Origin of the sequence: Maridesulfovibrio frigidus DSM 17176 (genome assembly GCF_000711735.1) — a bacterium.
GTDB lineage: Bacteria > Desulfobacterota > Desulfovibrionia > Desulfovibrionales > Desulfovibrionaceae > Maridesulfovibrio > Maridesulfovibrio frigidus.
The window spans coordinates 340,145-362,329 of sequence record NZ_JONL01000001.1; the positions used below are offsets into that span (position 1 = coordinate 340,145).

The 22,185-nt window shown below is 42.5% G+C and carries 24 protein-coding genes and 1 tRNA gene; 15 read left to right on the plus strand and 10 right to left on the minus strand.

The features are described from left to right. The first annotated feature begins 74 nt into the window (after positions 1-74). The gene (locus tag BR06_RS0101580; protein WP_051676860.1) at positions 75-548 is read left to right on the plus strand and encodes a hypothetical protein; all 474 of its coding nucleotides are present in this window, start codon (positions 75-77) and stop codon (positions 546-548) included. 70 nt (positions 549-618) lie between these two features. Here the strand turns inward: BR06_RS0101580 and BR06_RS0101585 are convergent, their stop codons facing one another. Next, entirely contained in the window at positions 619-1,110 is a 492-nt protein-coding gene (locus tag BR06_RS0101585; RefSeq protein WP_031479453.1) for a YajQ family cyclic di-GMP-binding protein, read from the minus strand. Between the two features lie 303 nt (positions 1,111-1,413). On the opposite strand from BR06_RS0101585, the gene BR06_RS0101590 reads away from it, so the two are divergent. The 3 genes from BR06_RS0101590 to BR06_RS0101600 are packed head-to-tail and all read left to right on the plus strand — an operon-like array spanning position 1,414 to position 4,183. Continuing rightward, positions 1,414-2,700: a multiheme c-type cytochrome gene (locus BR06_RS0101590; protein ID WP_031479455.1), complete on the plus strand. Its 1,287-nt coding sequence runs from the start codon at positions 1,414-1,416 to the stop codon at positions 2,698-2,700. A gap of 9 nt (positions 2,701-2,709) precedes the next feature. Next, positions 2,710-3,393: a cytochrome c3 family protein gene (locus BR06_RS0101595; protein WP_031479457.1), complete on the plus strand. Its 684-nt coding sequence runs from the start codon at positions 2,710-2,712 to the stop codon at positions 3,391-3,393. Then, complete coding sequence (locus BR06_RS0101600; protein WP_456085382.1) at positions 3,380-4,183, plus strand: formate dehydrogenase subunit gamma; 804 nt, start codon at positions 3,380-3,382, stop codon at positions 4,181-4,183. Before BR06_RS0101595 ends, BR06_RS0101600 begins: the two co-directional genes overlap by 14 nt. A gap of 115 nt (positions 4,184-4,298) precedes the next feature. Here BR06_RS0101600 and BR06_RS0101605 read toward each other — a convergent pair whose 3' ends face one another. Beyond that, positions 4,299-4,628, minus strand: a complete 330-nt coding sequence (locus BR06_RS0101605) for an STAS domain-containing protein (protein ID WP_031479461.1) — start codon at positions 4,626-4,628, stop codon at positions 4,299-4,301. Positions 4,629-4,782: 154 nt separating this feature from the next. On the opposite strand from BR06_RS0101605, the gene BR06_RS0101610 reads away from it, so the two are divergent. Further along, positions 4,783-5,076, plus strand: a complete 294-nt coding sequence (locus BR06_RS0101610; protein ID WP_031479463.1) for a YciI family protein — start codon at positions 4,783-4,785, stop codon at positions 5,074-5,076. A 60-nt stretch (positions 5,077-5,136) separates the two neighbouring features. Here BR06_RS0101610 and BR06_RS0101615 read toward each other — a convergent pair whose 3' ends face one another. After that, entirely contained in the window at positions 5,137-5,556 is a 420-nt protein-coding gene (locus tag BR06_RS0101615) for a bacteriohemerythrin (RefSeq protein WP_031479466.1), read from the minus strand. Between the two features lie 218 nt (positions 5,557-5,774). Here BR06_RS0101615 and BR06_RS19515 point away from each other — a divergent pair, with 218 nt between their 5' ends. From BR06_RS19515 to BR06_RS0101630, 4 genes are read left to right on the plus strand one after another with little or no spacing between them, the layout of a single operon-like run. Continuing rightward, positions 5,775-6,215, plus strand: a complete 441-nt coding sequence (locus BR06_RS19515; protein ID WP_051676861.1) for a MarR family winged helix-turn-helix transcriptional regulator — start codon at positions 5,775-5,777, stop codon at positions 6,213-6,215. A 38-nt stretch (positions 6,216-6,253) separates the two neighbouring features. Further along, positions 6,254-6,508 carry a hypothetical protein gene (locus BR06_RS19115; protein ID WP_034602716.1) on the plus strand — a complete coding sequence of 85 codons (255 nt, stop codon included), beginning with the start codon at positions 6,254-6,256 and terminating at the stop codon, positions 6,506-6,508. A gap of 37 nt (positions 6,509-6,545) precedes the next feature. Further along, on the plus strand, positions 6,546-6,761 hold the full coding sequence (locus BR06_RS20030) for a 4Fe-4S dicluster domain-containing protein (RefSeq protein WP_084153992.1): 216 nt from the start codon (positions 6,546-6,548) through the stop codon (positions 6,759-6,761). 2 nt (positions 6,762-6,763) lie between these two features. Then, positions 6,764-8,491, plus strand: a complete 1,728-nt coding sequence (locus tag BR06_RS0101630) for an FAD-dependent oxidoreductase (RefSeq protein WP_031479472.1) — start codon at positions 6,764-6,766, stop codon at positions 8,489-8,491. A 147-nt stretch (positions 8,492-8,638) separates the two neighbouring features. On the opposite strand, the gene BR06_RS0101635 is transcribed toward BR06_RS0101630, so the two are convergent. The 7 genes from BR06_RS0101635 to BR06_RS0101665 form a co-directional block, all read right to left on the minus strand. Further along, the gene (locus tag BR06_RS0101635; RefSeq protein WP_031479474.1) at positions 8,639-9,046 is read right to left on the minus strand and encodes a bacteriohemerythrin; all 408 of its coding nucleotides are present in this window, start codon (positions 9,044-9,046) and stop codon (positions 8,639-8,641) included. 23 nt (positions 9,047-9,069) lie between these two features. Continuing rightward, a complete protein-coding gene (locus BR06_RS19520) occupies positions 9,070-10,860 on the minus strand; it encodes an adenylate/guanylate cyclase domain-containing protein (protein ID WP_169738211.1) in 1,791 nt (596 codons plus the stop codon). 391 nt (positions 10,861-11,251) lie between these two features. Next, positions 11,252-12,160: a universal stress protein gene (locus tag BR06_RS0101645; RefSeq protein ID WP_031479477.1), complete on the minus strand. Its 909-nt coding sequence runs from the start codon at positions 12,158-12,160 to the stop codon at positions 11,252-11,254. Positions 12,161-12,188: 28 nt separating this feature from the next. Beyond that, entirely contained in the window at positions 12,189-12,695 is a 507-nt protein-coding gene (locus BR06_RS0101650) for a phosphate-starvation-inducible PsiE family protein (RefSeq protein ID WP_051676863.1), read from the minus strand. Positions 12,696-12,877: 182 nt separating this feature from the next. Continuing rightward, positions 12,878-14,323, minus strand: coding sequence for a protein adenylyltransferase SelO (locus tag BR06_RS0101655; protein WP_031479479.1), 1,446 nt, complete (start codon positions 14,321-14,323; stop codon positions 12,878-12,880). 131 nt (positions 14,324-14,454) lie between these two features. Next, entirely contained in the window at positions 14,455-15,081 is a 627-nt protein-coding gene (locus BR06_RS0101660; RefSeq protein ID WP_031479480.1) for a DJ-1/PfpI family protein, read from the minus strand. Between the two features lie 186 nt (positions 15,082-15,267). Then, positions 15,268-15,344: transfer RNA gene (locus BR06_RS0101665), tRNA-Arg, on the minus strand. A gap of 259 nt (positions 15,345-15,603) precedes the next feature. Between BR06_RS0101665 and BR06_RS0101670 the strand changes: the two genes are divergently transcribed. The 6 genes from BR06_RS0101670 (at position 15,604) to rpmI (ending at position 22,124) form a co-directional block, all read left to right on the plus strand. After that, positions 15,604-16,212, plus strand: coding sequence for a TetR/AcrR family transcriptional regulator (locus tag BR06_RS0101670; RefSeq protein ID WP_031479482.1), 609 nt, complete (start codon positions 15,604-15,606; stop codon positions 16,210-16,212). A gap of 68 nt (positions 16,213-16,280) precedes the next feature. Then, complete coding sequence (shc, locus tag BR06_RS0101675; protein ID WP_031479484.1) at positions 16,281-18,422, plus strand: squalene--hopene cyclase; 2,142 nt, start codon at positions 16,281-16,283, stop codon at positions 18,420-18,422. Between the two features lie 12 nt (positions 18,423-18,434). Continuing rightward, on the plus strand, positions 18,435-19,160 hold the full coding sequence (locus BR06_RS0101680; protein WP_031479486.1) for an acyl-[acyl-carrier-protein] thioesterase: 726 nt from the start codon (positions 18,435-18,437) through the stop codon (positions 19,158-19,160). Positions 19,161-19,416: 256 nt separating this feature from the next. Further along, positions 19,417-21,345 carry a threonine--tRNA ligase gene (thrS, locus tag BR06_RS0101685; RefSeq protein WP_034602718.1) on the plus strand — a complete coding sequence of 643 codons (1,929 nt, stop codon included), beginning with the start codon at positions 19,417-19,419 and terminating at the stop codon, positions 21,343-21,345. Next, positions 21,332-21,880, plus strand: a complete 549-nt coding sequence (gene infC / locus BR06_RS0101690; RefSeq protein ID WP_031479488.1) for a translation initiation factor IF-3 — start codon at positions 21,332-21,334, stop codon at positions 21,878-21,880. Before thrS ends, infC begins: the two co-directional genes overlap by 14 nt. Before the next feature lie 46 nt (positions 21,881-21,926). Continuing rightward, on the plus strand, positions 21,927-22,124 hold the full coding sequence (gene rpmI / locus BR06_RS0101695; RefSeq protein ID WP_031479490.1) for a 50S ribosomal protein L35: 198 nt from the start codon (positions 21,927-21,929) through the stop codon (positions 22,122-22,124). Positions 22,125-22,185 lie beyond the last annotated feature (61 nt).

A 22,185-nucleotide genomic window follows, 5' to 3' on the forward strand; every position in this document is an offset into this window, starting at 1 on the left:
AAAAAGCGAGGGGAAATAAACTGCAATCCCCCCCACGCATTACAAATACTAATTGCTATAGAGAGCCGACCTACATGAAATCCAAAAAACAGAACACCGCAACCCAAACATGGGAAATGATGCAATGCGCCAGAGAATCCCTCGGCCAGACCTGCCTACAAAAAATATTTTCACGCGGCCAGACTCAGATAAACCGCTATTGCTCTACTCCCATCCATGAAGACCACCAGCGCAATCCATTTGATAGATTGCACCTTCTTTTTACAGAACTGGAGCAAGCGGGAGAAAGGGAACTGGTCATTGCTGCGCTGAACCATCTGGCAAGCACAGTAGGTTGCCGCGCGCAAGAAACGACTGAATATGTGCCTGACAAAATGACTGTCGCGGAAGAATGTCTTGATGATTATCCTGAGAAAGTCGAACTCGATAGGTTAATAACAATCAACGCATCGCCGGCAATAGTCCGTAGGCAGGGAGAGCACACTTGCCGGGAAATAATGGAAACAGTTATAAGCTATGAACAACACTGCGCCGAGCAGGATTACTAAAAATAAAACCCGCCTGAGAATTACTAAACAGTATCTCTCAGGCGGGCTCAAAATTATATTTTTAGGAAAACTATTTCTTCATATTCGTAAACTGAAAAGGCATGTCCAGATCACAGTTCCTGACAAGAGTCATAACTTCCTGCAAGTCATCCAATTTCTTTCCAGTCACACGCACCTGCTCATCCTGAATCGCTGCCTGAACTTTAATTTTAGTAGCTTTGATCATTTTAACAAGTTTTTTTGCGGTATCCTTATCAATCCCCTCTTTAAGCTTAACTTGCTGCTTAAGCTGCCCCTTTGAGGTTCCTTCAACTTCACCAAAGTCAATAATTCTAGAATCGACCTTACGTCTGGTAAAATGAGTAATAAGCATATCACGCACGGCTTTGATCTTCATATCATCGCCCGTGACAAGGCTAAGTGTATTATCTTTTTTACTAAGAGTAAGCTCAGTAGGCACCCCACGAAAATCATAACGGGTTTCGATCTCTTTGAGAACGTTATTAACGGCGTTGTCCACTTCCTGCTGATCAACTTCACTGACAATATCAAAAGACGGCATAAATATATCCTCCATATCATTAAATTAGACTTCATCTACATTCATCAAAATCAACTCTGTTATTTACCATTCCATTTGGCAGAGTCAAGTATTGAAAAAACACAATCAAAATATTTGGCTGACGTTTTCAAACCTCCGCCCGCACCTCTCGCCCATAAACACTCAAAATTGCACACCAATATTCTATAAAAAGCAAAAAAAACACCTTGATTTTATATTCAACAGAAAAAGGTTCAATAATCACAAATTTGTGATATGTAGTTACTAGGTATGTTTTTTTTAACCTATGCAGGAGTGGGGCAAATGAGAAAACTGTATGCGTTGTTAATTGTCTTAACGGCATTAATGGCTTTTTGGGGATGTACAACAGAGGAACCTGTTGTAGATGTTGCTAAAATAACTTCACAACCAAAAGAATTTGTTGGATCAGAAACTTGTAAAACATGTCATCTAGAACATTACGACTCGTGGAAAGCTACAAATCACAGTCGCATGGCCCAGAATGCTAAACTTAACGTGGATGCATTCATTGTTGATATCAATGACAAAACGATCAAGGCCGACTTCCAAAAATTAGCTGATATCGGCAAACTCAAACTTCCAGTCGATCAAATTTATTTCCCAACGAAAGACGAAATTTTGTACACACTCGGTAACGAGTGGAAGCAGCGTTACATTGTTAAAAAGGATGGCATTTTATACATTTCGCCTATCCAGTTTAATACTGAAACAGGCCGCTGGGTGAACTATCACGAAAAAGATTGGGACAAACGCCCATGGCTGCTCAAGTGTGGTGGTTGTCATACCACAGGAACAAAGCTTGATCCGAATGATATGTCGAAAAGTTCATTCACAGAACCGGGCGTTGGTTGTGAAGCCTGTCATGGCGCTGGTTCATGGCATACCGCGCTACCTAAAACTGCTGTATTTGAAAAGCGCGACACCATCATCAATCCTGCGAAGCTTCCACGCGGCGTAGCCGTTCAGATTTGTGGTAGCTGTCATAACCGCGGTAAGTCTACCATGGAAAAAGGCGCTGGTTGGCCTGTTGGTTACACACCAGGTAAGGCTCTTGAAACTTACTACAAATCAACTTCATTCGCTGCTGGCGACAAGAAGCACATGTACCCGAATGAGTTCTCAAAAGGACATCATCAGCAGTACATCGATTGGCTGAAGTCTGAACATAGACGTGAAGGCGTAACTTGTACGTCATGTCATTTTGTTCATCAGTTGGGCATGCCTTCAACTCGCTTCCAGACAAAGGGCCAGGGATCTTCATCTTGTCTATCTTGTCATAAGCCTGCGAACCAGAACATGGCTCATTCCATTCACTCATTTGCGAATTGCATCGGTTGTCATATGCCGAGAATCGCAAAGAGTGCGGAGTCGAAGGACATACACAGTCATGTATTCAAGACTCTGCTACCTTCCGGCACACTTGAGAACAAGGACATCCCGAACTCCTGTCAAAACTGTCATCGTCACAAGGATGATGATTTAGCTGAACTTCAGAAACGTTTCAAGATTCTGTCTTCAGTGCCTAGTCCTCGAGGCAAAGTCGTGGAGCCCATGAACGCCTACAAATAAGGGGTGATCATGCAACGTAAACTGATACTATATGCCCTGCTCCTGATGGGAATTTTCCTCGCTGCGCCTTCATGGGCGCAGGAGGAAGTTACCTCAGGTTCATACCGGTACAAAGACCGGGAATCCAGCACGGGCGAATATGATAAATATGAAGTAAGGCCGGGACGGGGAACTCCGTTCCTCCAATGGAATAAAATACCTAAAGACGTCATCGGATACTCTCAAGGCAATGTTGATGTAAACAGGCCGGGAAATGTCAGCTTCAAGGCTGATGCACACGCTGGAATCGCAAATTACAGATTCAAGCGATGCGGCGATTGCCATGTAGAAGAAGCCAAAAACAACCGCCACGTAACACGGGCGGATATCTCTTGTCGTCAATGTCATGGAATGGAGCCGATTTCGGGAATAAATTATTATTACTCGCAATTGAATCCCATACGAAGACATGCATACGTTTGTGCCAAGTGTCATCAAGGTGCCAGCGCATCATTTGCAAGATATCTGGTGCACGAGCCTAATCCCTTTGTTAAGGCAACACTTTCGGATTTTCCGAAGTTCTATTACTCCGCATGGGCAATGCTTTTGCTAGTTATAGTTACACTGGGATTTTTCCTGTCACACACAGGAATTTGGGTAATACGCGACCTATTCACCAGAAAGCCAGAAAAGGGGGTGGATGATGAGGATTAGAAGATTCACTCCAATTCAAAAAACCTTCCACTTGCTTTTGATAATAACATTCATGACTCAAGCCGTAACAGGCATGGCAAGGATGTACGGGACAACAATGTTCGGTAAAGCATTAGGAGCCCCTTTCGGGGGATATGTAAATTGCCTGGCCGTTCATAAGGTCGTGGGAGTAGCAATGCTCCTGCTGTTTGTATGTCACATAATCTATGCTGTGATTCTCGTACTTGCCGGAAAAGTGCAAAGCCATGATTCCCTGCTTCCGAAGCTACGTGACCTCAAAGAATTCTTTGGTCACCTGCGCTGGATGATGGGCGGAAAGCTGCCTAGATTTGAAAGATGGGCTTATTGGGAAAAGTTCGACTATTGGGCTGTATTCTGGGGAATGGTACTACTGGGCCGAACTGGGCTATTGCTCTTTGATCCAGTACAAACCGCCAGATACATGGATGGCTCGGAGCTCAACATAGCACTGTGGATGCATAGACTGGAGGCGGGACTTGCCATGGGGTACATATTCCTTGTCCACTTCAGCGTGATAGTGCTGCGTAAGCACAGCTTCCCTATGGATCAGGCAATGTGGGGCAAAGATGCTGACTATAACACTGTTAAATTAGAACGCCCTGAATGGATCGAAAGATTGGAAAACACAGGTCAACTTGATGGACTCATCGTAAAAGATTCATCTCCCGTACTGACAACCTTTTCCTACCTTATAGGTATTGGAGGAGTAATACTGGGAGTATATCTCGTAATCGGAGGACTTATGAATGCCCACCTGATTCCTTGGTAGTGTCCTAAATAAACAACGCATTAAATAAAAGAGTCCCAGAGCAGTGAAACTGTTCTGGGACTCTTTTATTTTCACTTCAAGTAAAAATAAATATGAAAACTTTCAGAAAATAAATTTAGCTTTCTAAGACCTCTTCAACCGAAGGATATATTTCAAAAATTGTATCTAATTTGCCAAGATTAAAAAGCTGTAAAACGGTGCTGGTAAGTCCCACTAAAAAAAGACTGCCATCTTCTGCCAGTGATTTAACACTGGGAAGCAAACCAGCAATACCGCTTGAATCCATGAAAAAGACTTGAGAAAGATTAATTATTAAATTCTTTTCCCCTCCCTCTATAAGTTCACAGAGCGAAGATTCAAGTCTTGTAAAATTAGTAGAGTCAACTCTCGATTCATTAATCTCTACTACTAAATAATTTCCTGATCTTTCCTGAGATAAATTCATATTACTCTCCTGAACGCGCAGACTTCCAACTCAAAAAAATAACTTTTATTCATATGAAACAGCATATTAAACAACAACTAAAAAAGAATAGAAAAAATCTAGACAAACAAAGATGATAACATGTATCACGTCAAAACAAGGAGATCAACACACAATGTATATTTTAAGCCTAAATTATAACACACCTCTTGAAGATGTCGATAAATGCATGGATGAGCACATTGAATTTCTGAAAAAACAATACGACGCAGGCATCTTTGTAATGTCAGGTAGAAAGGTACCACGCACTGGCGGAATCATTTTAGCAAGAAATGTCAGTCTTGAAGAATTGAGTAAGATTATTAGTGAAGACCCCTTTCATAAAAACGGCGTTGCAGAATACGAAGTGACGCAATTTCTACCAACAATGATAATAGAAGAGCTGGCTGGGCTTAAAGAAAATATTTAGAAAAACATAAATTTACTCACAATTTCCAAATTCCTTACGATGCTCAATTATATACTTAGCTTAAATAGTGTCCTGTTTTACAATGTGCTCTGCCCACCACCCTGCGACATAATCGGCCATGTGAGTTAAATATTCTACCATGGCAACATTTACATCTTCGCCATCATGCTTCTTTTTAAGCAGAACTTTAAACTCCTTCTCAAATTTGATCATGTTTTCCAAATACATATTGTGAAAAGTAGTATGATGCAAATATCCAGGAAAAGCATACTTTAAAAGAAGCTCTTCTTCCGTTTTGAAATGAAGGAATGCGTAAGTCCTAAGTCCCCCAATAGCCTTAATGATCTGCTCTATCGCGTGAGCATTTTCTATCCTTTCAGCAAGTTGAACTATCCCCGCTGTCATCTCAAAAAATTTTTTGTGCTGTTCATCAATGCTGTCGAGGTCGAGCAAATATTCCTGCTTCCATAAATTATCCATATTTAAACTCCCCATAAGTTTTAATTTTAAAGCTAGAATTTTATAACACTATAATTGCTTATGAAGCAATGAAGACAATTATAAAAACACCACTCCGAATAAGACATACGCCAATCTTAACATTACTTTATAATTCTTAAACCCACCTCCATTTACAGTTAGATATACAACTATTAGATGTCTAACTAAGCCAACACAAGTTCTATCAGGACACAAATATGGACAAACCATTGTTACACCTATTTATACACATAGGTAAGTTATTGAACGACTCCTTTAGAGAAAAATTAAATGAGCGAGGAATCCATTTCGGGCAAGCCAGAATACTTATGGTTCTATCGAAGCATGAACATCTTTCACAGGTTGAGATAGGTCGAGGACTTCATATAAAACCTGCGACCGTTAGTAATCTTATAAATAAAATGGAAAAATCAGAACTGATCAAACGCATTCCAGATAAAAATGATAACCGAATTATGTTGGCAGAATTAACCCTCGAAGGTAAAGCCGCATCAAAATTTGCTGAGTCCGTTTTTATACAAGTGGAGAGTCAAGTACGATCATCAATTAGCCCTGAACATTTTGACCTACTCAGAAAGCCACTTGAAAACATTCGCAATACATTTGACGAATCTTACCTCAAAAATTTGAATATATAGTTTATTTACGCACCTAAACCTATAAATCGGAGCTTATAATGAAGAAAATTGTTTTGTTGATAATGTTACTCGGTATGACTGCTACCTGCGCTTTTGCTAACGGACCTCAGAACCGCCAAGGGCCTCCTCAAGAGGCTTACACCGCCTGCGAAGGCAAGCAAGCTGGAGACAGCGCTGAATTCACATCACCTCATGGCGATACCGTAAGTGGCACATGTGAAGAAGACGGCGACAACCTTGTCCTGCGCCCAACTAACGCACCTCAGGGCAATAGAGAAAATTCTCAGCAGTAATTATTATGTAAAACCATTCACAACAGAAGATTTAATAATGACAATAGAACAAATTAATGGATGCATCGGCTGTGGGACATGCGTAAAAACATGTCCTACGGATGTCATCCGCTTAGATGCTAAAACGGAGAAAGCCGTAATAACATATCCGGCAGACTGCCAAATGTGCCACCTTTGCAGGTTGTATTGCCCTGTCGAGGCCATAACAATATCTCCAGAAAAAGCTATTCCAGTAATAGTTTCGTGGGGTTAAATATGAATAATACAGAAAAGAAGCTTGGCATTTCACGTCGGCAATTTATGGGATTTGCGGGAGCAGCAGCCGGAATGGCTGCCCTTACAGCTATGGGAGCAAACACAGGCTGGGCCAGCAATATACCAAAAATTAATCCACAAAATATTACTAGTCAGGAAACTGAAACAGACGTGCTCGTTATCGGTGGTGGATTTGCGGGTCTTTTTGCGGCCGTAAAAGCTCATGATGCTGGATCTAAAGTTTTACTTGTATCCAAAGGAAGACTCGGTGCATCGGGACAAACCCCTTTTGCAAAAGGGATGTTCGTATTTGATCATGAAAACACAACAATAACTATTGATGAGTTTGTGGATAAAGTCTCAAAATCTGCTCTCGGCTCTAACAATAAAACATACACCAAACAAATGGCAATGCACTCTCTTGCCCGTGTAAATGAGCTAAGAGAATGGGGCTATTTCGATTCAAAACTTTGCCATAAATCATTTAACACTCCCATCCAAGAGCGCAAAATACCAACAATGGAGCGCGTAGTAATCACCCATCTCATCAAAGAAGATGGGCGAATTGCAGGTGCGGCAGGATTTAGTATTGATGACAATAAAATCCATATTTTGAGAGCAAAAAGCGTAATTTTATGCACAGGTGCAGGTGGATTTAAACCTAATGGATTCCCAATTTGTGATTTGACTCACGATGGAACCATTATGGCGTATAAAATCGGCGCGAAAGTCACAGGCAAAGAATGGAATGACGGGCATTCCGGACAAGCCAAAAACGCAGCGGATTGTTTTGGCGGCTGGCATGATATGTTTGAAAGAATTCCAAGCACAACCACTGCGGAAATTCATCACGATTTAGGTGTTGAAATGAATTACGCGGCATATATGAATGGTGGATTAAGAGCTTCCAAAGGACCAGGAATGCCTATGAAGGAGGCTCTCTCGGGTGGACCATTCAGGCCGGAAGGATTTAATCAGGAGCATCCTAAAAAGAGACCTCCGAAGCCCAAAGGCCCTAGCCTTGGAGGAGAACCCCCGCACAGAAGAGGTGTTCCGGTAGGCGGCTCGTCAGCTGGAATGGCAATTCACAAATCTGAAGGGTTAGTACCCATTAATGATCAATGTGAATCAAATATCCCAGGACTATATGCTGCAGGAGACGCATTAGGGTCGTACATGTCTGGAGCTATTTACACTCAGGTGGGTTCCTCTTCGACAGGGTCCATCGTACAGGGAGCAATAGCTGGCGAAGCGGCCGCAACATACAGTAAAGGTGTTGCTTTACGAAAGCTTAAGAAATCAAAGATACAAAAAATTAAAGACGAAATACTTGCCCCTCTAAAAAAGGACATGGGATACAGCCCTGCATGGGTCACTCAGACCTTACAGGGAATTATGATTCCGAACTTCGTTCTATATATTAAAAAAGAGAAAATGCTGAAAGCAGCTTTGGCATATATTGAAGAGCTTCGAGATCATCATATGCCTATGATGCGGGCTTCAGATTTGCACGAACTGAGGCTTGCGCACGAAACTGCCAACATGATTCACAGTGCAGAGATGAAGTTAAAGGCCTCGCTTATGCGCAAAGAAAGTCGCTGCAGTCATTTTAGATTAGATTACCCCGATGTCGACGACAAAAATTGGCGGGCATGGATAAACATTTATAAAGGTGCTGATGGCACTATGAAACTTGAAAAACAGCCATTTGATAGTTGGCCGGCGTGATCAACATAGGTATTACTTAAAATAGTATCGCTGCCCTGCCTCCTCCTAAATTCCCCTTGCTGTCATCTCCGACATCCATACAACACAACAAATAAGAAAAGCCGGAATTCCGGCTTTTCTTTCTAAATATGTTTAAGTAATAAATATCTAAAAAATACCTTTGCTATTCAAAAAAGATCCAACTTCTTGATCTAATCCCAAAGTATGAGTAGTCAACCAGTCATTAAGAAAATCCAGTAACTCGAAAGAAATAGTCGCATTGTCATTTCGAAATTCATTTTGAATGTCAACAGCTTTGCTGGTCAGTTCATCATGTTCTTTTTTATGGTTCTCAGAATCAGGAAACCCAATTTCCAAAAACAATTTTTCTTCCGTTGCAAAATGTTCCACAGTGTAATCTATCAAATCATCTAAGATTGTAGACTGCATGGATTTATCTTCCCCATTTACTAACGATGCATGGAGACTATTAAGAATACCAAACAAGCCCTCGTGCTGTTTATCGATGTCAGCCACGTTAACCATGTACTTGTCTTCCCAGTTAATAAAAGCCATTATTGTTCTCCTTTAAACTAGAGTTATACTGAACTGATTCCTGTCCAACCCGCCCCGGGGGATACTCGGAGGAATGTACTGCATCTTTTAATATAAATTGGAGGGATACTATCTTCTGGACACGAATCAGAACAAATTTTGAAAATGTCTAACGCTTTCTGAAATTCTCCCTTTTTGTACCAAATAAGCCCCTGTCTCATAAGAGGCTCCAGCTCTACTTTTGTTTTTCTAACTTCAGGAGAATCGATATCAAAGACTTCATACAAAACAACAGGGCGCTCTTTACCTTTAACTCTAACCGTATCTATCTCTCTAATGTGAAATTCATCGGGGTTTTCCATCATTTTGAGGGCTGAACCTGTAAGGACAATACCTATCTTAAAAGCCTTGGTAACTGATTCAATACGTGAGGCAAGATTCACCGCGTCTCCGATAACTGTAGCCTGCATTCGATAGGTGGTACCCACTGTTCCTAGAGTAACTTCTCCAAAATGAATACCAATACCTATGTCTACGTGGTCCTCACTATTTTCTTTTCGTTTACGGTTAAATTCATCAAGATAAATACGCATATCTATTGCAGCTTGAACAGCATGATCCGGTTTTTCCTGAAAAAGGGCTAAAAGAGCATCCCCATGATATGAATCAACAAACCCTCTGTTATTAGCAATAGCAGGATTAATCGCTTGAAAATACTGATTAAGGAAAACGAGAACTTCTTCTGGTTCTCTTGATTCAGAGATCTGTGTGTACGATCGAATATCACTGAATAAAATCCCCATCACCTTTCGAACGTTACTCTCCAAGGTAATATCCCGATATCTCTCCTTCTTGAGGAGGTGCAAGAACTCACGAGGAACAAAACGCTCGTATGATTTGGTCATTTCTAAAACAGAAGTTTCGGTCTTTGCCTTGGAAAAACGCAATCTCCCAAGTGCAAGGCAAACAGCTGCTGCAACAAAAATCAAAATAATCACAAAATTTAAAATATCCTGAAACAGTTTTTGGGTACTGTTCTCAATGTACTTTTCAGGGACAAAAGAAACTAATTTCCAGTTTCCAGCATCACTTATGATTTGTGCAGAAGAATCATGTGCTGCATTACCAATATTCACAGTGGTAAAGGCAAACAACCCGTTTGGAGTAAGAATCTGTCCAGAATCCTCATCCTGAATCTCATCCCATATTTGCGGAAAACGAGTCTGAAATGTATCATTTTTCCTATCCTTGAACATAAAGCCCCAATTCATTTCAGGAGTAGGACTAAACAAGTAATATCCCTCTTCATTTAGTAAAAAGAACTCTTCTCCTAATTGCTGAGTACTATTTTCTAAATAAGAGAAAAGTAGCTCTCCAAAATAGTTGAGGAGAGCTACGCCTCTTTTCTTACCATCATTATCAAAAAGAGGTGTAGCCATTCTGATCATTGGTTTAAAGGGAACTTCAACTTTGCCCTGCTCAATATTCAGATCTAGCGGGGAAACATAAATCTGATCCTTTTCAAGAATGTTGGATTTAAGGAAATAATCTCTTGTTCCCTTGAATTGGAGCTTCTTATCCAGAACGACTGTAGGAACTCCTTCATTATAATTAATACGCATCACTTCCATCCCGTAGCGATCTATAAGACGAATTTGATCATATTTTCTTTTGATTCTAGAAAGACTTACCAAATCAGCCAGACTTTCAGGTGAAAGAATTGAGGTAAAAGCATCAGTTACTTCACTAAGACTGGCTAAATATAAAAGCTCAGACACAGGTTCTCCAAATTCAGCAAGGATAAGCTTACATCCTGAGTCAACATTCTCCTTCATATGAGCTCTGATTTCCCCTCGAACTTCATTAGACTTAAAATAATACAGAAGAAATGCCCCCGCTACGAGCAGCAAAGTCGAAAGACAAAAACAAACTACTGACTGAGCAGTAACTTTGAAAAGAATTTGTCTATTTAAATTTCGTGGTAAACGAATCATGATTAACCTTATATAAGAGTTTAATAATTCTTATCATTTTCATAAATAGCTATTATATGTCCATATTTATTATTATATTTTTAAAGACAGTCACCATCCTGAATAACATAGAACGCAAAAAAAGGTTCAACTCATTATGAGTTGAACCTTTTCCATTTTCATATTGCTAAATTGGTATGAACCGAAGCTACGGTACCAATAGTAGAATCACCCATTTATACTCAGATTGTGACTACTTAACAGGAGACACAAAACCATCAGGCTTGATTGCAAGTATCGAATTTTCAAGATTTGATACGATTTTTTCTGCTGTATTCCCAACAAGCAAACCGGGGATGCCCGCCCGAGCGACACTTCCCATTACAACAATATCCATTTTTTGCTTTGCGGCATATAGGGGAATAATGATTGCGGGATTACCATGTATTATTTTTCCCTTCACGGCATCCTTTGAATCAAAGTTAACCAGAAGCGACTCAAATTCTTTTTCAGCTTGTTGCTGTTCATGCTCTAGATATTTATTAGTTTCAGCTTCACTAAATCGAGGGCTAGTTAAAACAGACTCCATATAGCCAGACCAACATGTAACAACATGCAAATGGCCTCGGAGGATCTCAATTAACTTAGTACTGTGATCAATAATTTTCTGATTCAACTTCCGATTTTCTTCAGAAGTGTCCGAAGTATTGATTGCTGCAAGAATACGTACAGCCCCTCGCCAGAGATCTCCTCGATGAATCCACACAGGACATGGACACTTCCGCATCAGATGCATGGCTGTACTGTCTGGAGTCCCTGTAAGTGATTGAGAAGCTGATATCACAAGATCATATTCGCCCTCTTTTGCAAGCTTAATAGTCTCGATAAAGTCTTTTCCCCACCGAACTTCTTTCTTGACTCTAGATAGATCAAAACCAATTTTTGCCACTTCCCCGGAAACTTTACTGTCATAACTTTCAACAATAATCTTCTGAAGATCTTTATGGTGGGTGGAAAAGTATGCTGATACGGATTTAGATGGCTCTTCAAACACATTTAAAACTGTAAGGTTTGCGTTTGCACGTTCACAAAAAGACGCAACATGAGCAATGAGTTGCCCATCAGCCCTTGAGCCTAAATCTAATAGTACATTTTTAAACATAGCTTCTCCAAATAAAATTTAAACAACACTAAATATCATCGGTTTCATTAAAATCGACATTACAAGGATCGAGTGAACTTTCATCACGTTGTTCATGTCGCCCTATCAACCAGTAACAAGCTCCAAGAGAAATTATGATAGCCGCTAAAGCAATAATCACCCCGGGATCGTGAACTTTGAAATCTAAAACAATAACTTTTCGAGCTGCAGCCATTAAAGCAGTTGCGACGACAAGCTTAAGATGAATCATACGATATTCTAAATAAATAACTATATTAGCAAATATTTCTATTGCGATAAGGACAGCCATAAACGCGCCGAAGGTAGACAAAATATCATTGATACTGAGAAGAAAAACAGGCGGAGTCATCATTCGTTGATAAAGAACCCATACGACATCCAGAGTCCCCCAAATAATGACTAGAGTCATCAAAATAGCCAGAAACCTAACAGAAAGACGTATAATAAACCAAAGTCGTTTGACTAAAACATCTTCCAGAGGTTCTTTGCAGGTATTTTTATCGAAGAAAAACATTAGCCTTCCCGTTGCGTAAGGATTCAAAAAAGATATTAAAATATTGCATTGGGTGTATTTGATGTCAAACTAAAACCCAAGTTTAACGACGCCTAACTCAGTTAAATTTGAAGAAGATAAATACCCTTAAAAACTGCTCCCATACCAAGTTCAGCCCACTCCATCTGCACAAAAAAACCGGATCATGTTCCACAAAAGGTCTGCCTCACTACTTCTTCCGGTTTAGGAGGTGCAATATATATTTCACTGCTTGACTGCACTGTATATGGGGTCTTCAGTATATTTATGAGTTGATGTGTCAGGGAAAAATCATTCTGATCTTCAGCAGCCCGAATTGCCCTTTCAATTTGGTGATTTCTAGGAATATAAACCGGATTGGTCGCGCACATTCTCTCCTGAACCACCGCACTACTCTCTCCTTGTCGGGCGATGCGCTCAGACCATTCAGCCACCCATGGTTCAATGGTGGCTATCTCAGCGAAAAGCGCTGTAAAACGATTCATATCCTCCGAAAGTTCCCGGAAGGCGATGGTAAAGTCAACGTGGTTTTGGTGCATGAGCTGCATCAAATTACGAACAAGTTGAAAGCCGCGCTCGTCTGCGCTATTCAGCCCGATCTTGCGGCACATCCTGTCCATATAGTGTTTCTTGAACGCGGGTATAAAGATTTTGAGTTCCTCTTCCCCAATAGCGCGAGCCTTCTCAACATCGTCATCGAACAATCCAAGCAGGCAACCGCCGAGGGCGGCCATGTTCCATTGGCCTATGGTGGGCTGATTGTTATAGGCATACCGTCCGGCATGATCAATGGAACTGAAAACCTTGTCCGGGACATAGGTGTCCATGAAAGCACAGGGTCCATAATCAATGGTTTCGCCGCAGATGGACGTATTGTCCGTATTCATGACGCCGTGGATGAATCCCACTTCCATCCAGCTGGCAATAAGCTGGGCTGTGGCTTCACAAACCCGGCGGAATAAATCGATATATGGATTAGCCGCGCTTTTTGCTTCAGGATAGTGACGATCGATGACGTAATCGGCCAAATGCCTGACCGCTTCGACGTCATTTCTGGCTGCGAAATATTCAAAAGTACCAACACGGACTAGGCCGGATGCCACGCGCGTGAATATGCCGCCCGGAACCGGACCCTCCCGGAAGACTCGTTCTCCCGTTGTCACCATGGCCAAAGCGCGAGACGTAGGAACGCCCAAAGCGTGCATAGCTTCGCTTACAATATACTCCCGGATAACCGGTCCTAAAGCAGATCGACCATCCCCATTACGTGAGAATCTAGTCTGACCTGACCCCTTCAATTGAATGTCGAAACGCTTGCCGATATTGCTGATCACTTCGCCCAGCAGGACTGCCCTGCCGTCACCAAGCTGCGGAACAAATCCTCCGAACTGATGTCCGGCATATGCCATTGCCACAGGATCCATCCCTTCTATGACGGCATTGCCAGAAAAAAGCGCAGCCAGCGCATTGTCGTCCTCTGGCAAATCCAATGCAAGCTCTGTAGCCAAGGAATGATTTACGCGAATTAACTCCGGATTTTCTACTGCCACGGGATTGATCCGCTGGTAGAATTTTTCGGGCAAACGCGCGTAGCTATTATTAAAATCCATGAGGACTCCGTTTGGTATTTAATCAACAAGCATCTTCTATATAAGGTCTCTTCCTAGAAATACAGCCATTGCCGTTGGTGAGTTCTGGAAAAAGTGTACGCGGGCTTTTATGGCTTTGTTATGCCTTGCGTTCACACTAAGCCACACAATTTTGCGAATGGATCCCAGCTTGCATTTCGGTGCCAATCGTACTCAGCCCATATAGCTATTTGCTCCGCTGTTTCCTGTCCTAGCATCTTCTGGATTATCGCTAGTGACATGTCTATTCCCGCCGAAACACCTGAAGAAGTAAAGAACTTGCCATCCTCCACCCAACGCGCCTGCTTCTTCCATATTACTTCTGGGCCTTGTGAAGTAGCCCAGTCAAAAGCTATTTTATTGGTCGTCGCGCAGATCCCATCCAGAACACCAGCCTTCGCTAATAGTGCGCTTCCCGTGCATACGGAAGTCACGTATTCGGCATGAGCTGCCTGTTTCCTCAACCAAGCCAACATTGACTCATTTCGAACTTCCCGACGTGTCCCTTCACCACCGGGAACCAACAGAATATCGTAGGTAATTGGTTCTTCGAACGAATACTCGGCTAGCGATTTCGGCCCCTGTTTACTTTCCACAAGCGAACTGTTTTCCGCAACCATGCAAATATTGAAATATTCGCTAGCTGTGCCAAACATCTCAAGCGGTCCGAATACATCCAGCAACTCAAACCCAGGAAAGAGAACAACGCCGATAGATTTTTTTGTAATTATTTCAGTCATTATGTATTACACCTGTTCAATCGCTGACATATTTAATTACCACGATGCCCATGTCTTACTTACTCATATGATACTCGACTTTCCGAGATGAATCTATAGTCTGTATATACACCCCAAAGGTTGGACATACAGTTGGACACAAAAAAAAGGCTTACAGAAATAAACTCTGTAAACCTTTGATTTATATGGTGACCCCGGTAGGAATCGAACCTACGGCACCAAGATTAGGAATCTTGCGCTCTATCCGACTGAGCTACGGGGCCACTCTATATAAAAACAGGCTGAATAAATAATTATCCGCCCGAGGCGAGACTTATATACAAGTCGGTTTTCTATTGCAAGATTTTTCTGTTACAATAATAAAAACATCCAGCCAAATTCATTACTGCCACAAGATTCTATTACTGACTCGAAGTTATCTGCCCAAAAAACTTAACCACACATGCTACATTTTGTTGACAGCCATACCCTTTCATGCAAAACCATCCTCAGCTTAACACTGTTAAGCGATGGAGATAACTAATGAGTACACAAACTACTATCATAGACAGTTCTCAGCTTCCACTAAAAATGCTGATACTTGATGCTGCGCGAAAACTTTTCGCTGAGCACGGCTATGCGCAGGTTTCCATGCGCAAGCTTGCCACCACCATTGGCTATTCGCCTACTACTATATATCATCACTTTAAGGACAAGAAAGAATTATTCCTTTGCCTGACAGAAGAGACATATAGAGATTTTCTACACGCAATCAACGAGATACTGGCCGTATCGAAGTCTCCCAAAGATGCGCTTAAAAATATTTTGCATACATTCGTCACCATGGGTCTTGAAAACCCCAATGCTTACCGTGTCGGATTTATGATGGAAACGGACTTATGGAAAGCTCGTGACTCACACTTTGAGCACAACCCGCTAGGTAAAACCATGTATGATCGCATCAACTCATGCGTAAAAAAATGCATGACGCCAGATTCTACTGATGAAGATATTTTAGTCACATCAAACTCTATCATCGCAGCGACTCATGGGTTAACGGCTCTACTAGTCACTTACCCGAACTTTGAATGGGGCCCCGTAAATAAACTCAAAAAGCAGGTCATTGACTCTGCTGTAGACAGCATAGTCTAAAAATACCGACAGGCCCGAATTGAAAATTTCACGGGGTATCCCCCGGAAGAGAATAAAAGGATTTATAAATGAACAAAAATAAAAGACCAGAAAAAAACAACTCCAAGAAAGCCAAGATCAACAATAAAACGCATAAGCAGGTTGTTGCCCTTTTACAGCCTAGAGAAGCTCTAAAGCGCGTTATTAAGCGGTTCAGATCACTACAAAGCCCTGACGGGTATTGGGTTTTCGCTTTAGAAGCAGACGTCACTATTCCATCAGAATATATAATGTTTTACAGATTTCAGGGCCGTGAGCTAGACCCTAATGTTGCGGAACGACTCGGCAATTACATTCGTGCAAAACAGATGAAAGACGGCGGCTGGCCTCTGCACGATCTCGACGGCCCAATAAATATCAGTGCGTCCGTCAAAGCGTACATGGCCCTCAAAATGCTCGGTGACGACAAAGATGCAGAGCACATGGTCCGCGCACGTCAGGTAATCCTTGCAAAAGGCGGAGCTGAATCAGCAAACGTTTTTACACGCATCTGCCTAGCAACATTTGGACAGATTCCTTGGCACTGCCCGCCAGCTATGCCCGTCGAAATTGTACTACTGCCTAAATGGTTTTTCTTTCATCTTGATAAAGTTTCATACTGGTCAAGATCTGTTATATTTCCGCTTTTGATTATGTACGCTAAGAAGCCGGTTTGCAGCTTACGGCTTGATGAATCAATCCCTGAGCTTTTCTGCAAGAATCAGGAAGAACTGGTCCATATAGATAGATACAGAGATAAGGCATTCCGCAAAAACCTCTTCATTCTTCTAGATAGGTTACTAAAAAGAACAATTCATCTGATTCCAAAATCTATCCATAATAAAGCTCTTAATTATGCCGAAAAATGGACTCGCGAGCACATGGCAGGCCGCGGAGGAATTGGTGCAATTTTCCCTGCAATGGCAAATGCCGTAAATGCTTTAAAACTTCTCGGATATGACGAATCTGATCCAGATTTTGCCAGAGGTATGAAAGCTGTTAATGACCTTATCGTCGATAGGTTTAATGTACCGGAAAAATCTCCAACCGAACACACTGTTATAACTGGCGGGCGTGAACTTTCTGCAGCTCCTGAGCTAGACATTTCACCTAACACTGGAACTGCACAGAATCTGAACCAGTGCATGTGCCAACCCTGCAATTCCCCTATATGGGACACATGCTTGGCCCTGTCAGCTATGATGGAGGCAGGTGAAGACCAGAATAGCACGACAATTCAAAACTCAATCAAATGGTTATTTGAGCAACAAATTTTCTACAAAGGGGACTGGAAATCAAAAGCTCCAAACCTTGAAGGCGGAGGCTGGGCATTCCAGTTTGAAAACACCTTCTACCCCGATTTAGACGACACCGCGATGGTGCTAATGGCCATGGCTCGCGCTGGTGTTCTCGAGATGGAAGAGCATCGCGAAAACTTTATCAAGGGCGTTAACTGGCTCATCGGCATGCAATGCACCGGTGGCGGATACGCCGCCTTCGATATTGATAACAACGCCCTCTACCTAAATGATATTCCATTTGCCGATCACGGAGCACTGCTTGATCCTCCTACATCGGATCTGACCGCGCGCGTGGTCGAGCTTCTCGGAGTCATAGGATATAATAAGAGCTTCCGTCCGATCAAAGAAGGTATTGCCTTCCTTAAGGAAGAACAGGAAGATGATGGTTCATGGTTCGGGCGCTGGGGCGTCAACTATATATATGGAACATGGTCAGTTTTGTGCGGGCTGCGTCAGGCTGGTGAAGACATGAACTCTTCATATGTATGCAAGGCTGTAGAATGGTTTGAAACACATCAGAATAAAGACGGTGGATGGGGCGAATCATGCCTCAGCTACAATGATAAATATTATGCGGGTAAAGGCGAATCAACTCCATCGCAGACATCATGGGCTCTGCTCGGAATGATGGCAGCAGGAAGGGTCAATAGCAAAGTCGTAAGCAAGGGCGTCCGCTACCTCCTTGATACCCAGAAAGAAGATGGAAGCTGGGATGAAAAATATTTCACAGGAACAGGTTTTCCAAAAGTATTCTACCTCCGCTATCACGGCTACAGCCAATATTTCCCCATGTGGGCACTCGGCGTATATGAGCGTTTCTCAGCAGGAGAAGACACAAAACAGATCATGATGCGCTTGCCCTCCCCATTAGACCTAGGGAAGAAGTGGTAGGATAGCACTAATATGAATGACACCTTAGTTAGAAGTTCTACCGTACCGGGCTATGAAACCGGGCCGGATAATAGAATGCATTACCACTGGCTCATGTGCCATTTGCAAGAAGTGGCCACCATGCACGCCAACCGCGAGGGATTCGGAGTTGAACATCTAAGAAGAAAAAACTGCTTCTGGGTGCTAACTTCCATGCGTATCGAAATAGCAGAGCTACCGCAGCGCGAAAAAACTTTTGCTCTTACGACCTGGTCGAAAGGAGCTAAAAGACTTAGATGTTTTCGTGACTTTTCCGGCCGTGATGAAAATGGGAAAGAAATAGTATGCGCCAGTTCTGAGTGGATGGTTCTCGACTCAGAAACAGGAAAACCGATCAATATCGAAAAGTTAGACATGGATCTGTTACCTAAAAGAGATTCAGTATTTAAAGATAATTTAAAAAGAATCCGCCCCGGAACTCCGGTTAAAGAGTTAGAGTCGATCAAAGTTCCATACAGCTCACTTGATGTCAGCGGACACGTTAACAACACTGAATATCTCCGCTGGGGAATAGACTCACTGCGAACACAAGGATTGGATACCCAAAACATCAACTCTATTCGCATAGCATTCCTTTCTGAAGTTTTTGAGGGCAATACCCTTAAAATAATGACCTGTGAGTCAAAACAGACAGGTTCTGAATTAGTGGGACTGAACGAAACGGAAAATAAAGCCGCGTTCGCACTTCAAGTGAAATGAAAGCTCATCCAGCGGGCCATATGGCTTGACTTATCGGATATTATTCGATAAAAATACCGCCTTCCATGTCATACAAATATTGGCATTTTTCAGCTCAAAGCTGATCTTTTTGTGGATATTCCAAACTTTGAGTCTAAATAACACAGTGTGTTGCATCAGCGAGACATTTTTTTGGGTTCAAGTTTAATGATTTGAGATTTTGCCCTGTTTTAATAAAGGGGCTAATATAAACGTCTTCCGTAGAGAGATAATTTTTATGCTAGTTGCAGGAAATGAGATTGAGGTAGAGCAGGACGCCATAGTTGGCGATGTACTCAAAGAAGCCTTATCAAAAAAACAGTTCAAGAGTCTTGTCGTTGCTAAATGCGGCGAAGATTTCATTGACCTCTCAACCGCAATCCCGTCTGGCTGCACAACTCTAGAGCCAGTAATGGCGACTACAGACGAAGGGTTAGAAGTAATTCGCCATTCTACAGCTCACCTTATGGCAGAAGCTGTTAAAAAACTTTTCCCCACAGCAAAAGTAACCATTGGGCCTTCAATTTCTAATGGTTTCTACTACGACTTCGAATACGAGCGTCCCTTCACTCCTGAAGACCTCGAAGCAATCGAAGCCGAAATGGTTAAGCGCGTGGGAGCTAACGAAGAATTTACTCGCGAAGAGATGACCAGCGCAGTGGCAAGAGAAAAATTCGACAAAATGGGCGAAGACTACAAGGTCGAGCTTATCGATGATCTTGGCGCTGACAACGTCTCCATCTATTCTAACGGTGAATTCTGCGACCTTTGTCGTGGACCTCACGTTGCACGTACAGGAATGCTTAAAGCATTCAAATTACTCTCCGTAGCTGGAGCGTACTGGCGCGGCGATGAAAAGCGCGCACAGCTTCAGCGCATATACGGAACTGCCTTTGCAGACCCTAAAGCTCTGAAAAAACATCTTTTCCAGCTTGAAGAAGCCAAAAAACGTGACCACCGCAAACTCGGAACTCAACTGGATTTATTTTCAGTGCACAACGACGTTGGCGCAGGCATGATTATCTGGCATCCAAAGGGAGCACTCATCAGAGCTATCCTTGAAGACTTCGAGCGCAAAGAGCATTTGAAACGCGGATACAGTTTTGTTCAGGGACCACTTATTCTTAAAAAAGAATTGTGGGAACGCTCAGGACATTACGACAACTACCGCGAAAATATGTATTTCACAGAAATTGACGACCAGTCTTACGGCATTAAGCCCATGAACTGCTTGTCACACATGCTTGTTTTCAAATCCAGAATTCGCAGCTACCGCGACCTTCCTCAGCGCTACTTTGAGCTGGGTGTTGTTCACCGCCACGAAAAATCTGGTGTTCTGCACGGATTACTGAGAGTTCGCTCATTCACACAGGATGATGCACATATTCTTTGCCGTCAGGATCAACTCAGAGATGAAATTATCGGCGTTGCAAAATTCGTCGGTGATATCATGAGCCTTTTCGGATTTAACTACGAAGCTCAAATCAGCACCAAGCCTGAAAAAGCTATCGGATCCGATGAAGACTGGGATAAGGCAACTTTTGCACTGACCGATGCACTCGACACAATGGGCATGGAGTACTCAATTAATGAAGGTGATGGTGCTTTTTACGGCCCCAAAATCGACATAATTATCAAAGACGCTCTTGACCGTAGCTGGCAGTGTGCTACTATTCAGTGTGATTTTACCTTGCCAGACAGGTTCGACTTGGTATATGTGGGCGATGACGGTGCAAAACACAGACCAGTAATGTTGCACAGAGTCATCCTCGGATCCATAGAAAGATTCATTGGAGTCTTGCTCGAACACACAGGTGGCGCTTTGCCCGCCTGGATAGCTCCTGTTCAGGCAAAAATACTTACTGTCACGGACTCTCAGAACGAATTTGCCGAAAAAGTCTTGCGATTTTTGCAAGAAAAGGGCATTCGTGCTGAGATTGATATACGCAATGAGAAATTGGGCTACAAGGTACGGGAAGCTCAATTAGAAAAGATCCCGTACATGTTGATAATCGGCGACAATGAAGTCGCAGCGGAATCGGTCAATGTAAGGGCCCGCGACGGGGAAGACCCGGGACTCAAGTCTCTTGACGAAGCGGCAGAGCTTATTTCGATCGCGATCAACGAACCATTCAAACGCGGAGGCATGAGCTATAGCTTTTCATAGAGACGGCAGGCGCCCCTATCGCAGGGATGACGGCGCCCGACGAAACGAACGTATTCGAGTTCCTCAGGTTAGAGTTATTGATGATCAAGGTGAACAGCTTGGAGTTATCTCCACAGCCGATGCCCTTGAATTAGCTCAGAGTAGAGGTCTTGATCTGGTAGAAGTTGCTGAAAAGGAAGATCCACCTGTATGTAAGATAATGGACTATGGTAAGTTCAAGTATCAACAGCAGAAGCGCAAGCAGGAAGCCAAAAAGAAGCAAACTGTCATCCAGATTAAAGAAGTAAAATTTCGACCAAAAACCGATGAGCACGATTACCAAACAAAGCTCAAACACATCCGCCGCTTCCTTGATGGTGGCGACAGATGTAAGGTTACTATATTTTTCCGAGGACGAGAAATCGTCCATAAGGACAGAGGCTTAATAGTTCTGGAAAGAGTCAAAGAAGATACTTTGGATATCGCCAAGATGGATCAGGCGCCAAGATCGGAAGGACGCACCATGAACATGATGTTAGCTCCAATTAAAAAATAAGGTTTTGTCCGGCTACGAGTCGGTTATATCCCAAGGAGGATAGAAAATGCCAAAAATGAAAACTAGAAGAGGCGCTGCAAAGCGTTTCACTAAAACTGGTAGCGGAAAATTCAAGCGCCGTAGACAAGGTCTTCGTCATATCCTGACAAAGAAAAGTGCCAAGCGCAAAAGCAGATTGGGTAAAAGTACTACAGTTGACAGTGCCAATATTGGTCAGGTCAAACGTATGCTTCCCTACGCATAGTCTCTTTATTTAATTTAATATGAATACTGCCCGCAGCATTAATTGCTGGCGGGTGGTTTTT

Excerpts from the sequence above, each read along its gene's own strand:
- BR06_RS0101580 (WP_051676860.1), top strand. The coding sequence starts at position 75 with ATGAAATCCAAAAAACAGAACACCGCAACCCAAACATGGGAAATGATG.
- BR06_RS0101585 (WP_031479453.1), bottom strand. The coding sequence starts at position 1,110 with ATGCCGTCTTTTGATATTGTCAGTGAAGTTGATCAGCAGGAAGTGGAC.
- BR06_RS0101590 (WP_031479455.1), top strand. The coding sequence starts at position 1,414 with ATGAGAAAACTGTATGCGTTGTTAATTGTCTTAACGGCATTAATGGCT.
- BR06_RS0101595 (WP_031479457.1), top strand. The coding sequence starts at position 2,710 with ATGCAACGTAAACTGATACTATATGCCCTGCTCCTGATGGGAATTTTC.
- BR06_RS0101600 (WP_456085382.1), top strand. The coding sequence starts at position 3,380 with ATGATGAGGATTAGAAGATTCACTCCAATTCAAAAAACCTTCCACTTG.
- BR06_RS0101605 (WP_031479461.1), bottom strand. The coding sequence starts at position 4,628 with ATGAATTTATCTCAGGAAAGATCAGGAAATTATTTAGTAGTAGAGATT.
- BR06_RS0101610 (WP_031479463.1), top strand. The coding sequence starts at position 4,783 with ATGTATATTTTAAGCCTAAATTATAACACACCTCTTGAAGATGTCGAT.
- BR06_RS0101615 (WP_031479466.1), bottom strand. The coding sequence starts at position 5,556 with ATGGATAATTTATGGAAGCAGGAATATTTGCTCGACCTCGACAGCATT.
- BR06_RS19515 (WP_051676861.1), top strand. The coding sequence starts at position 5,775 with ATGGACAAACCATTGTTACACCTATTTATACACATAGGTAAGTTATTG.
- BR06_RS19115 (WP_034602716.1), top strand. The coding sequence starts at position 6,254 with ATGAAGAAAATTGTTTTGTTGATAATGTTACTCGGTATGACTGCTACC.
- BR06_RS20030 (WP_084153992.1), top strand. The coding sequence starts at position 6,546 with ATGACAATAGAACAAATTAATGGATGCATCGGCTGTGGGACATGCGTA.
- BR06_RS0101630 (WP_031479472.1), top strand. The coding sequence starts at position 6,764 with ATGAATAATACAGAAAAGAAGCTTGGCATTTCACGTCGGCAATTTATG.
- BR06_RS0101635 (WP_031479474.1), bottom strand. The coding sequence starts at position 9,046 with ATGGCTTTTATTAACTGGGAAGACAAGTACATGGTTAACGTGGCTGAC.
- BR06_RS19520 (WP_169738211.1), bottom strand. The coding sequence starts at position 10,860 with ATGAAGGAGAATGTTGACTCAGGATGTAAGCTTATCCTTGCTGAATTT.
- BR06_RS0101645 (WP_031479477.1), bottom strand. The coding sequence starts at position 12,160 with ATGTTTAAAAATGTACTATTAGATTTAGGCTCAAGGGCTGATGGGCAA.
- BR06_RS0101650 (WP_051676863.1), bottom strand. The coding sequence starts at position 12,695 with ATGTTTTTCTTCGATAAAAATACCTGCAAAGAACCTCTGGAAGATGTT.
- BR06_RS0101655 (WP_031479479.1), bottom strand. The coding sequence starts at position 14,323 with ATGGATTTTAATAATAGCTACGCGCGTTTGCCCGAAAAATTCTACCAG.
- BR06_RS0101660 (WP_031479480.1), bottom strand. The coding sequence starts at position 15,081 with ATGACTGAAATAATTACAAAAAAATCTATCGGCGTTGTTCTCTTTCCT.
- BR06_RS0101670 (WP_031479482.1), top strand. The coding sequence starts at position 15,604 with ATGAGTACACAAACTACTATCATAGACAGTTCTCAGCTTCCACTAAAA.
- shc (WP_031479484.1), top strand. The coding sequence starts at position 16,281 with ATGAACAAAAATAAAAGACCAGAAAAAAACAACTCCAAGAAAGCCAAG.
- BR06_RS0101680 (WP_031479486.1), top strand. The coding sequence starts at position 18,435 with ATGAATGACACCTTAGTTAGAAGTTCTACCGTACCGGGCTATGAAACC.
- thrS (WP_034602718.1), top strand. The coding sequence starts at position 19,417 with ATGCTAGTTGCAGGAAATGAGATTGAGGTAGAGCAGGACGCCATAGTT.
- rpmI (WP_031479490.1), top strand. The coding sequence starts at position 21,927 with ATGCCAAAAATGAAAACTAGAAGAGGCGCTGCAAAGCGTTTCACTAAA.